General features: G+C 75.6%; 8 protein-coding genes. 4 read left to right on the forward strand and 4 right to left on the reverse strand.

Annotated features, from left to right (window positions below; genetic code table 11):
- The coding region (locus PSR1_RS19355; protein ID WP_059439058.1) for a hypothetical protein at positions 1–480 on the forward strand (480 nt) is incomplete at its 5' end.
- Between the two features lie 8 nt (positions 481–488).
- Positions 489–1,052: a hypothetical protein gene (locus tag PSR1_RS19360; RefSeq protein ID WP_059439059.1), complete on the forward strand. Its 564-nt coding sequence runs from the start codon at positions 489–491 to the stop codon at positions 1,050–1,052.
- Here PSR1_RS19360 and PSR1_RS19365 read toward each other — a convergent pair.
- The 4 genes from PSR1_RS19365 to PSR1_RS19380 form a co-directional block, all read right to left on the reverse strand.
- Positions 1,047–2,834, reverse strand: a complete 1,788-nt coding sequence (locus tag PSR1_RS19365) for an ATP-dependent DNA helicase RecQ (RefSeq protein WP_059439060.1) — start codon at positions 2,832–2,834, stop codon at positions 1,047–1,049. The genes PSR1_RS19360 and PSR1_RS19365 overlap by 6 nt on opposite strands.
- 322 nt (positions 2,835–3,156) lie before the next feature.
- The gene (locus tag PSR1_RS19370; RefSeq protein ID WP_059439061.1) at positions 3,157–3,972 is read right to left on the reverse strand and encodes a hypothetical protein; all 816 of its coding nucleotides are present in this window, start codon (positions 3,970–3,972) and stop codon (positions 3,157–3,159) included.
- Between the two features lie 143 nt (positions 3,973–4,115).
- On the reverse strand, positions 4,116–4,877 hold the full coding sequence (locus tag PSR1_RS19375; RefSeq protein ID WP_059439062.1) for an ABC transporter permease: 762 nt from the start codon (positions 4,875–4,877) through the stop codon (positions 4,116–4,118).
- Complete coding sequence (locus PSR1_RS19380; RefSeq protein WP_059439063.1) at positions 4,874–5,803, reverse strand: ABC transporter ATP-binding protein; 930 nt, start codon at positions 5,801–5,803, stop codon at positions 4,874–4,876. Before PSR1_RS19380 ends, PSR1_RS19375 begins: the two co-directional genes overlap by 4 nt.
- 136 nt (positions 5,804–5,939) lie before the next feature.
- Between PSR1_RS19380 and PSR1_RS19385 the strand changes: the two genes are divergently transcribed.
- Together PSR1_RS19385 and PSR1_RS19390 are read left to right on the forward strand one after the other, a co-directional pair.
- Complete coding sequence (locus PSR1_RS19385) at positions 5,940–7,265, forward strand: HAMP domain-containing sensor histidine kinase (RefSeq protein ID WP_082100306.1); 1,326 nt, start codon at positions 5,940–5,942, stop codon at positions 7,263–7,265.
- Positions 7,262–8,662, forward strand: a complete 1,401-nt coding sequence (locus PSR1_RS19390; protein ID WP_059439064.1) for a sigma-54 dependent transcriptional regulator — start codon at positions 7,262–7,264, stop codon at positions 8,660–8,662. Before PSR1_RS19385 ends, PSR1_RS19390 begins: the two co-directional genes overlap by 4 nt.
- Positions 8,663–8,896: the final 234 nt, after the last annotated feature.

Raw genomic sequence — 8,896 nt, forward strand, 5'->3', positions numbered from 1 at the left:
TGGCTCGGCCTGTCGCTCGACGCGGGCGCGCCGGAGGGCCTCACGCTCGCGCTCGCCTGGCGCCCGGTCCCGGCGCTGCGCGCGTTCGCCGGCCCGGCCTGGAACGCCGCCGCCCTGGGCGTCCACGGCGGGCTCGCGCTGGTCCCGTGGCACTGGGCGGCCTCGCCCGCGCTCACGGTGGAGGGCGGGCGGTTCTTCGACGGGGACATCTCACGCTACGTGAACGACGGCGTGCCGGACGGCGTGAAGCCGCTCCTGAAGAAGGTCGGCTACGCCTGGGCCGCGGCGCACCTCGGCGTCGAGCTCGGCTCGCAGCGCGGCCTGGCGTTCTCGGTCCGCGGCGGGGTGGCCTGGGTCCGCGCCCAGGCGTCCGGCACCGCGGTCACCGGCGATCCCGGCGGGACGCAGGTCACCTACCGCGATCCGCGCGTCACGGCCTTCATCCCCTCGGTGAAGCTCGGGCTCCAGTACTTCTTCTAGGACCGCACATGCGCCGCGCCCGCCTCCGCGCCCTCCCCGCCCTGACGCTGCTCCTCGCCGGCTGCGGCCCGCTCGCCACCGCCACGCTCGAGGTGCCCGAGATCCGGCTGACGCTCCCCGCGCAGCGCTTCCCCGCGTACCCCGGCGGCGGAGTGGGCGACTGCGGGCCGGGCTGCCTCTCCGCCGACCTCCGCTACGACCTGGGCGCCGAGGTGGACGCCCTCTCGGATCCTTCGGCGGACGCGGAGCTGTGGCTGGAGCAGGTGGACCTCGCCCTCGCGGCGGGCTCCGGCACCGACCTGCGCGGCCTCGCCTCGGTGGTGCTCTCGGTGTACCCGCCGGCCGGCGGCGCGCCGGTGACGGTGGCCAGCTACCAGCGGCCGGCCGGCGCCGCCCCCACCGCCGTGGAGATGAAGGGCGCCCCGGGGGTGGACCTGGCGCGCTACCTGGACGGCGGCGTGCTGCGCGTCCGCGCGGAGCTCACCTACGACGCGCCGACGCCCACCTTCGAGGCCGACGTGGCCGCCCGCTTCCGGCTGGAGCTGGAGCTCGACGCCTCGCAGCTCCTATGAGCGGTGCGCGCGCACCAGCGCGAGCAGCGCGGTGCCGAACTCCTCCAGCTTGCGCGGCCCCACGCCCTTCACGTCGAGGAGCGCGTCCTCGCCGCCGGGGCGCTGGAGCGCGATCTCCGCCAGCGTCGCGTCGGAGAACACGACGTACGCGGGGACGCCGCGCTCCTTCGCCTCCGCCGCGCGCCAGGCGCGGAGCGCCTCGAACAGCTCCACGTCCGCCTCGGCGGCCTCGACGGGCTCGGCGCGCGACCGCCCGCGTCCCCCGCCCTCGCGGCGGCCGCGCTCGCCGCCGCGCCGCTCCCGCGCGCCGCGCGGCACGGCCGGCGCCGAGGCGAGCACGTCCTCGCCGGTGCACCGATCGCAGGCGTCGCCGCAGGGGTCGATGCGCTCCCCGAACCAGCCCACCAGCCGCTCGTGCCGGCAGCCCTCCTCGTCGGCGAGGCGGAACATGGCGCGGGCCATCCGCCGCTGCACCTCGGCCACCTCGGGCTCGGCGTCGTCGAGGAGCCGGTCCCAGCTCATCACGTCGGCCCACGAGTAGAACAGCACGCAGTCGCTCTGCGCGCCGTCGCGGCCGGCGCGGCCGATCTCCTGGTAGTACGCCTCGACCGAGCGCGGCAGGTCGCGGTGGATGACGAAGCGGATGTCGGGCTTGTCGATCCCCATGCCGAACGCCACGGTGGCCACCACCACCTCGAGCGCGCCGGACTGGAACTCGTCCTGCACCCGCGCGCGCACGTCGGGGTCGAGGCCGGCGTGGTACGCGCCGGCGCGCACGCCGTGGTCGCGGAGCAGCTCGGCGGTCTCCTCCACCGACCGGCGCGACAGCGCGTACACGATGCCGCTCTGGCCGCGGCGCGCGCGCACGAGCCGCAGCAGCGCGTCGCGGGTGCGCACGCCCTCGCCCTTCTTCACCGCCGAGATGCGCAGGTTGCGGCGCAGGAACGAGCCGCGCACCACCAGCGGATCGGCCATGCCGAGCTGGCCGGCGATGTCGCGGACCACCTCGCGCGTGGCGGTGGCGGTGAGCGCCAGCACGGGCGCGCGGAAGCGCGCCTTCAGGCCGGCCAGGTTGCGGTAGGCGGGGCGGAAGTCGTGGCCCCAGTGGCTGATGCAGTGGGCCTCGTCCACCGCGATGAGCGAGAGCGCGGTGCCCTCGAGCGCGTCGCCGACCGACGCCTCCAGCCCCTCGGGCGCGGCGTACAGCAGCTCGAGGTCGCCGCGGCGGAGCGCCCGGACCCGCTCGCGCCGCTCCTCCGGCGAGAGCGTCGAGTTGAGGAACGCGGCGCGCAGGCCCACCCGCGCCATGGCGTCCACCTGGTCCTTCATGAGCGCGATGAGCGGCGAGACCACCAGCGTGGTCCCGCCGAGCAGCCGCGCCGGGATCTGGTACGTGAGCGACTTGCCGGCGCCGGTGGGCATGACGCCGATGCAGTCGCGCCCGGCCACCACCGCGTCCACGATCTCCTGCTGGCCGGGGCGGAAGGCGGCGTGGCCGAACACCTCCTGCAGCAGCGCCCGGGCCGCGCCGGGCGCGGGCGGCGCGGCCGCGGGGGCGCGGGCCAGCGCGACCGCCACCGCGCGCAGCCGCTCCACCGTGTCCGGCCCGAACAGCGCCGGCGCCTCGCGCCACCGGTCCCGCAGCGCCTCCAGCCGCTCCGCGCAGCGCCGCCGCGCCGCGGGATCCGCCGGCGCCTCCAGCTCCGCCGTGCGGGCGAGATCCCGGACCTCGTCCTCCACCTCCCGGAGCGCGGGGGCGCGGCTGTCGGCGTCGCTCGGCAAGACCGGCGGAATCTAGACGAGCGCGGCCGTTTGTGGAACGGGCCGCGAGGCGAATCTCGCGCGTCCGCTTCGCGGACCGCCTCCGGCGGGGCGGGTCCTTCTCGCCGTCTCGAGATCCGGCGTCCGCCTCCAGCGGGCCTGATCGTTGAGACGGGCGGCTCGCGTCGGCGATGCGGAGGCCTGCCTCCAGCGGGCCCTGTCCTGGAGCGGGCCGCGGGGTCGGCGCGCCAGGGCCAGCGGATGTTCGCGGTGAGGCCCCTGAACGACGACGGGCGCGGCCCCGGAGGACCGCGCCCGCAAGCGTCCTGCCGAGACGGTCGAGCTACTTCGCGACCTTGGCGTCCTCGACGATGACCGGGTACGCGTACCCGGCGCCGAAGTCCTTGTCCACGCGGACGGTGCCCTTCACGGTCACCACCTCGCCGACCGAGGTCCGGTCGGTGGTCGTGACGGTGAGGTCGTTGTCCTTGCCGGCCGTGCCCGAGCCGTCGCGCAGGTGCAGCCAGTTCTTGCCCATGATGCCCTCGTTGTACTTCACCACCTTGCCGCGGATGGTGACGGGCTTCTCCTTGAGCGAGACCTTCTGCGCGTGGACCTCGGCGACCGTGCGCGCGTCGGCGCCGCTGGCCTTCGGGACCTTCACGTCGCCGACCTCGGTCGGGCCCGCCGCGGCGGCCGCGTGCTGCGCCGCCATGTCGGGCTGGGCGCCGCCCATGCCGCCGCCCATGCCCGGGGGCATGCCGGCCGGCGCCGCGCCGCCCATGCCGGGCATGCCGGCGGGCGCGGCCGCGGCCTCACCGCCGCCGAGCGTGCCGAAGTAGACCACGTCGAACTTGCGCTGCAGCGTCTTCGACTCGAAGCCGTTCATCGGCATGGCGCCGACGATCGAGACCTCGGCGCCGACCTTCACGTCCGACTGCGGGACGGCAGCCCAGGCCTCGCCGCTGGCGGTCTGCAGCTTGAGGTAGACGTACGGAGGCGCGTCGAGGCGCTCGAGGACCTTGCCCGCCACGGGCGCGGCCGCGGGCGCGCCGGCCTGCTGCGCGGCGGCGGCGGGCTGCTGCGGGGGCGGGGGCTGCTGCTTCTTGCATCCCGCCACGGCGAGCGCGGTGAGCAGGACGACCGACAGACGACGCATGTGAAGTGACCTCCGTGAATCGAGATTTCGCGTTCCCCCGGTCTGAGGGCGCCGTAGCATAAACCCAAGACGGGCCGAATTCGATCCCGAAAAGCTCCGGATGGGTCGTCCACCCTAGGTGGGAGAGGCAGGGGCTCGGCGGCTCAGCCCCTCAGCTTGTAGCCGGACCGCAGCATCGCGTACGCGCCGCCCACCGAGATCGCCGCGAGCACCACCAGCATCGCCGCGCCCACCCACGGCGCGGCGTCGGAGATCCCGAGCATCCCGAACCGCACCCCGTCCACCATGTAGAAGATCGGGTTGAGCGCGGTGAGCCGCCGGAGCGCCGGCGGCAGCATCTCGATCGAGTAGAAGACGCCGCCCAGGAACGTGAGGGGCGTGATGAAGAAGGTCGGGAAGAAGTTCACCTGCTCGAACGTGCTGGCCCAGATCGCCGTGACGACGCCGAGGGCGGCGAACACCACCGCCACCAGCACCAGCAGCGCCACCGCCGCGAGGGGGTGGGCGAGCTCGAACCCGCCGAACGCGCCGGCCACGAGCCACATCACCCCGCCCACCAGCACGCCGCGGACCACCGCCGCGCCCAGGAAGCCGGCCAGCACCTCGCCGTACGAGAGCGGCGACACGAGCAGGTCCACCATGGTGCCCTGCAGCTTCATCACGAACAGCGAGGAGGCGCTGTTCAGGTAGGCATTCGTGACCACGCCCAGCGTGACCAGGCCCGGCACGATGAAGCGCGCGTAGGGCACGCCCTCCACGTCGGCGAGGCGGGCACCCAGCGAGTAGCCGAACACCACGAAGTAGAGCGTCGTGGTCACGAGCGGCGAGAGCAGGGTCTGCCCCGGCACGCGCAGGAACCGGCGCACCTCCTTCACGAACAGCGTCCGCAGCCCGAGCGAGATCATCGGCCCCCCCGCGCCTGCCCGCCGGCCAGCAGCCGGACGAACACGTCCTCGAGCGTGGTGCGCCGGGTCTCCACGTCCTTCACCCCGAGCCCCGCCGCCGCCGCGGCGCGCAGCACCGGGCCGAAGCCCTCGCCGGCCGGCACCTCCACCGCCACCGCCGCGCCGCCCTCCTCCAGCTTGCCGCCCAGCGCCGCCAGCGACGGCGGGACCTCCGCCCGCGGCACGTCCAGCACCAGCCGGAGCGTCTTCGCGCCGTGCCGCCGGAGCAGCTCGTCCTTGCCCTCCAGCGCCAGCAGCCGGCCGCGGTCGATCACGCCCACTCGGTCGGCCAGCTCCTCGGCCTCCTCGAGGTAGTGCGTGGTCAGGACCACCGTGGTCCCGCGGGCGCGCAGCGTGCGCACGTACTCCCAGAGCGACCGGCGCAGCTCGACGTCCACGCCGGCGGTGGGCTCGTCGAGGAACAGGACCTTGGGGTCGTGCACCAGCGCCTTGCCGATGAGGAGGCGCCGCTTCATGCCGCCGGAGAGCGCGCGGCTGTTCACCGTCCGCTTCCCGAGCAGGTCGAGCGCGCGGAGGATCTCCACCAGCCGCTCCTCCCGGAGCTCCACGCCGAAGTAGCCGGCCTGGATGCGGAGCGTCTCCTCGACCGTGAAGAACGGGTCGAAGTTGATCTCCTGCGGGACGAGGCCGATGGCGCGCCGGGTGTGGCGGTAGTCGCGCACCACGTCCTTGCCCAGCACTCGCACCTCGCCCTCGGTGGCCCGGAGCAGGCCGGCGATGATCGAGATGAGCGTGGTCTTGCCGGCGCCGTTCGGGCCGAGCAGGGCGAAGATCTCGCCGGCGCGGATCTCGAGGTCCACGCGCTCCAGCGCGGTCAGCCCGCCGAACTGCTTGCGGACCCCGCGGATCTCCACGACGGGTTCCATGGGTCGCGCGAATCTAGCGTGACCCGCGGGCGTCCGCTCGACTTCCTGCATGCGCGTCCGTGCGCCGCCCGTGCGCAGGAACGCCGCCCGTCGTATGGTGGTCGCGGCGAGCCGCCCCGCCCCCCGGATCGTTCAGATGCCACCGCCCGGCCACGACCAGATCCAGCGCGAGGAGCTGTCCCGGCTGTTCGGGCAGCTCGTCGGCGCGCGCCTGCTGCTGGTCCCGCTGGTGCTGGCCGCCGGCGCCTGGATGGCGTGGGTGGATCCCACCGGCTGGCGGCGGGCGCTGCTCGCGGCGATCCTCGTGACGGTCGCGGCGTTCTTCATCATCGAGTACGTCCGCTTCCGCCGCCGCGGCGGGCTCGCGCCCGGGCAGGTCCGGATCAACCTCGTGGCGGCGGTGGTCGGGCAGATGACCCTCACCGCCGCCACCGGCGGGCTCGGGAGCCCGTTCATCTACGTGGCGGTGCTGCTCGCGGTCATCGTGAACGTCTTCGTGCGCCCGCCGGTGTCCGCCTGGCTCACCGCCTTCCAGGTGCTGGCCGTCTGGACGTTCGCCGTGCTGGGCGCCACCGGCGCGGCGCCGCTCGAGCTGGAGCTGCTGGGCGGCGCGGCGCGGCGGCCGCCGCCGGTGGGCCTGGGCCTGGGCCTGCACGCCGGCTTCCTCACCGTCGTGCTCGTGTCGATCGCCTTCGCGGGCCGGGCCGGCCGCAAGGTGTTCGAGGCCATCCTCCGGCGCGCGCTCGCGGCGCAGCAGGACTCGCTCCGCGCGTACGCCGAGCGGGCCGAGGAGCTGACCGCGCTCTCCGGCGAGATCGCGCACGAGCTGAAGAACCCGCTCGCCAGCGTGAAGGGGCTGGCCGGCCTGCTGGCGCAGGGGGTCGGCCCGGGCAAGCCCACCGAGCGGCTCGCGGTGCTCCGCCAGGAGGTGGGCCGGATGCAGGCCATCCTGGACGGCTTCCTGAACTTCTCCCGGCCGCTGGTGCCGCTCGTGCTGGACGACTGCGACGTGGCGGCGCTGGCGCGCGAGGTGGCGGCGCTGCACGAGGGGCTGGCGCGCGAGCGCGGCGTGGCGGTGGAGGCGCGCGGCGCGGCGGTGCGCGCGCGCTGCGATCCGCGGAAGGTGAAGCAGATCCTGGTGAACCTGGTGCAGAACGCGCTCGACGCGAGCCCGGCGGGCGCCGCGGTGGAGCTGGAGGCGGCGCCGGCCCCGGGCGGCGGGGCGCGGATCCGCGTCCAGGACCGCGGCCCGGGCCTCGACCCCGCGGTGCGGGACGCCGCGTTCTCCCCCGGCTTCACCACCAAGGCGAGCGGCTCGGGGCTGGGGCTCACCATCGCCCGGTCCCTGGCGCGGCAGCACGGCGGCGACCTGGTCCTCTCCCCGCGCGCGGGCGGCGGGATGGTGGCCGAGCTCACCCTGCCCGCCACCCCCGCCGGCGCGGGGACGGGAGCGGTGGCATGAGCGAGCAGCCGGAGCGGCGCGGCGGGGCGCGGGTGCTGGTGGTGGACGACGATCCCGGCGTCCGCTACACGCTGCGCGAGATCCTCGCGTCGGAGGGGCTGGAGGTGGAGGAGGCCGCCGACGGCGAGACGGCGCTCGAGAAGCTCGCCGCGCAGCCGTTCCCGCTCGTGCTCACCGACCTCCGCATGCCGCGCCTGGACGGCATGGCGCTGCTCCGCAAGGTCACCGCCGGCCACCCCGCCACGCGCGTGGTGGTGATCACCGCGCACGGCTCGGAGCGCCAGGCGGTCGAGGCGGTGAAGGCGGGCGCCTACGACTACTTCAAGAAGCCGTTCGAGACCGAGGAGCTGCTGGCGGTGGTGCGCCGCGCGGTCGAGGCGGTGCGGCTCGCCGACGAGAACGAGCGGCTGGCCGGCGAGCTGGCCCTGTCGCGCTCGATGGTCTTCTCCTCCGAGGCCATGCGCCGGCTGGCGGTGCTGGTGGGGCGGGTGGCGCCGCGCGACGTCACCGTGCTCATCACCGGCGAGAGCGGCACCGGCAAGGAGCGCGTGGCCGAGGCCATCGTGCGCGCCTCGCGCCGCGCCGGCGGGCCGTTCGTGCGGTTCAACTGCGCCGCGCTCTCGCCGGAGCTGGCCGAGGCCGAGCTGTTCGGGCACGTGAAGGGCGCGTTCACCGGGGCGGTGCGCTCGCGGCCGGGCCTGTTCGGCGAGGCCGACGGCGGGACCATCCTGCTCGACGAGGTGGGCGAGCTGGCCGCGCCCGCGCAGGGGAAGCTGCTGCGCGTGCTCCAGGAGGGCGAGGTCCGGCCGGTGGGCGACGAGAAGGCCCGCACGGTGGACGTGCGCGTGATCGCCGCCACGCACCGCGACCTGCAGGAGCTGGTGCGCGCCGGCCGCTTCCGCGAGGACCTCTACTACCGCCTCGACGTGGTCCACCTCTCCATCCCGCCGCTCCGCGACCGCCCCGAGGACATCCCGGTGCTGGCGCGCCACTTCCTGGAGCGCTTCGCCGACCGGTTCGGCGCGTCCCCGCTGCACGTCCCGCCGGCGCTGTTCGACCGGCTGGCCGCGCACCGCTGGCCGGGGAACGTGCGCGAGCTGGAGAACGCGATCGAGGGGCTGGTGGCGCTCTCGCCGCCCGACGGCCTCGACCTGTCGCTCCTGCCGGGCGAGCCGACCGCGGGCTCGCCCGAGGCGCCGGCGGCCGAGAGCGCGCCGCTCCCGCTCAAGCAGCGCGTGGAGGCGTACGAGCGCGGGCTCATCGTGGACGCGCTGCGCGCCGCGCACGGGAACCGGAGCGAGGCGGCGCGGCGGCTGGGCATGTCGCGCGTCACCCTGCACGACAAGCTCCGCAAGTACGGGCTCGCCGGGGGAGACGAGGAGGCGGGCGAGCGGTAGGGCTGGCGGCGTCCACCCCGCGGGCGCGCGCGCGTGCCCCAACTTCCCTCCCCGCCGGAGGCGCCGCCGGGCGCGCGCGCGCCGCATCGTGCCGGTGATGGCGCCCACCCTCGCGCTCGCCGCCGTGCTCCTCGCCGCCCAGCCCGCGGGCGAGCTGCGCGTGCCGGACCTCCGGCCGCCCGCGCCCGAGACGCTCCCGGGCGGCGTCCGCGTCCTCGACCGCGGCCCGTTCGG

The sequence above is a fragment of the Anaeromyxobacter sp. PSR-1 genome, assembly GCF_000964525.1.
Lineage (GTDB): Bacteria > Myxococcota > Myxococcia > Myxococcales > Anaeromyxobacteraceae > Anaeromyxobacter.